At 50.3% G+C, this 2285-nt stretch carries 3 protein-coding genes; all 3 read left to right on the top strand.

Translation table 11 applies throughout. The features are described 5' to 3' along the window. Positions 1-608, top strand: a 608-nt coding sequence (locus WMO25_RS17315) for an AAA family ATPase (protein ID WP_494337448.1), incomplete at its 5' end; no start/stop codon positions are given. Beyond that, on the top strand, positions 598-1884 hold the full coding sequence (locus WMO25_RS17310; protein ID WP_015513654.1) for an alkaline phosphatase family protein: 1287 nt from the start codon (positions 598-600) through the stop codon (positions 1882-1884). The genes WMO25_RS17315 and WMO25_RS17310, both read left to right, overlap by 11 nt. A gap of 135 nt (positions 1885-2019) precedes the next feature. Further along, on the top strand, positions 2020-2285 hold a 266-nt coding region (locus WMO25_RS17305), incomplete at its 3' end, for a metal ABC transporter substrate-binding protein (protein ID WP_349086428.1).

Genomic DNA, 2285 nt, shown 5'->3' with positions numbered 1-2285 from the left:
GTATTCAGCGCCGTGTGATGCGTTATGACAAGAACGGAGACAATCATTACGATACGATCTCAGCTTTTATTAAGAGCATGCGGGGATCGGACCCGGATGCCGCTATTTATTACCTTGCAAGAATGCTGTATGCGGGGGAGGAGCCGGCTTTTATTGCCAGAAGAATTATGATCTGTGCATCAGAGGATGTGGGCAATGCAGATCCTCAGGCACTGCAGGTGGCTGTTGCCGCATCCCAGGCGGTTGAAAGACTGGGAATGCCTGAAGCCCGGATCACATTGGCCCAGGCAGCAGCCTATGTGGCCTGTGCACCGAAGAGCAACGCAGCGATCATGGCGATCGATGAGGCGATGGCCCTGGTGCGTTCAACCCAGGCAGCTCCGGTACCGCCTTATCTGCAGGATGCCCATTACGGCGGGGCAGCGAAGCTTGGACATGGCATTGGCTATAAGTATGCCCACGACTATCCGAATCATTATGTCAGACAGCAGTACCTTCCGGATGCTTTTAAGGATCAGAAGTTCTATCACATGGGAGATCTGGGCTATGAGAAAGAGATGAAGGAACATATGCGGCGTATCAGAGGAGATGAATCGGATGAAGAGTAAGCGATTGATCGTTATTTCACTGGATGCCTTGGGCAGTACGGACTTTGAGATGTTTTCGCAGCTGCCGAACTTTAAGAAGTTTATTGACCATGCGGCTTTTTGCAGGCAAGTCCGTTCGGTGTACCCGTCACTGACCTATCCGGCCCATACGACGATCGTGACCGGCAGGCCGCCGGCAGAACACGGAATTGTGAACAATATTTTGATTCAGCCGGAACGCTCATCGCCGGATTGGTTCTGGCAGCGGAAGTATATTCAGGGGACGACATTGTATGATGAGGCATTGAAGAAGGGCATGCAGGTGGCGGCCCTTTTATGGCCGGTGACGGCGAAGTCTGATATTACATGGAATCTTCCGGAGATTTTTGCCAACCACAGGTGGTCGAATCAGATCATGACATCGGCGGCCAATGGCACATTGGGGTATCAGTTGACCCTGAACCGGAAGTTCGGCAGCCTCAGAGACGGTATTCGACAGCCGGCCCTGGACAATTTTGTGCAGGCTTCCATGAATTATACGATCAGGACTTACAGACCGGATATGATGTTTGTACATCTGACAGATCTGGATACACAGCGGCATCATTTTGGTGTGCATTCGAAGGAAGCCCATGCGGCGATAGAGCGACATGACCGGAGAGTCGGAGAACTGATGCATTTGCTGCACAGGTGCGGAATGTCCGTGAAGCGGGATACAACGGTAGTGCTTCTCGGTGATCACAGTCAGCTGGATGTTCAGAATATTATATTGATCAACCGATTTTTGCGTGAGCAGGGATATATCAGGGTACAGCATGGGAGGATTACGGACTGGAAGGCTTACTGTCAGAATTGTGATGGTTCAGCCTATATTTATATCAGGAAGAACGGACTGGAGAAGTCTGAGCAGATTCGGATCAAGAATGAAATCTATGATTGGCTGTGTGCCATGAAGAATGATCCGGATAATGGCATTGCGGCCATTTATTCATCGAAGAAGGCGAAGGAGCTGGGGGCAGACCCGGAATGTACTTTTATGTTGGAAGCACGGCGCGGATTTTATTTTCAGAATGAGCTGGATATGGGAGAGATTCCTGAGGTGCAGCGGGCAACCCACGGTTTTCACCCGGGAAGGAAAGACTATCAGACTGTTTTCATGGCTGTTGGACCGGATATTATGCCGGGAGTGGAGATTGAAGAGATGTCTCTGATGGATGAGGGCCCGACCATGGCCGAGATCATGGGACTGGAGCTTCCGGGGGCAAAGGGAAAGGTTCTGCGGGAGATTTTCCGGTAGTTTGATCCGGCGGCAGACAGAAGAACCGACGGAGCGGCCAATGTATTTTTCAAATTAGTAGTTGACATTTCAGAAATATCATTGTATCATTCCTTAATGAAACTTGGTTCCATTAAGGAAAGAGAGTGTAATGATATGATAAAGAATAGAATAAGATTACTGCCGGTGCTTTTGCTTGCTGTGTGGGTGCTGGCAGGCTGCGGGCATCAGGTGGCATCCGCTGATAAAGCGTCTGACGGCAGACTGCAGGTGGTGACAACCTTGTTTCCTCAGTATGATTTTGCCAGACAGATCGGCGGCGATCATGCGGATGTGAGTCTGGTTCTGCTGCCGGGAATGGAGAGTCATATGTATGACCCGACACCGGGAGATATGATCCGAATTTCTGAGGCTGATATGTT

The organism is Coprococcus intestinihominis (assembly GCF_040096555.1).
In the GTDB taxonomy this organism is placed as follows: domain Bacteria; phylum Bacillota; class Clostridia; order Lachnospirales; family Lachnospiraceae; genus Coprococcus_A; species Coprococcus_A intestinihominis.
The sequence above is the reverse complement of the archived record's forward strand: the minus strand, read 5'-3'. Positions and strand labels throughout refer to the sequence as shown.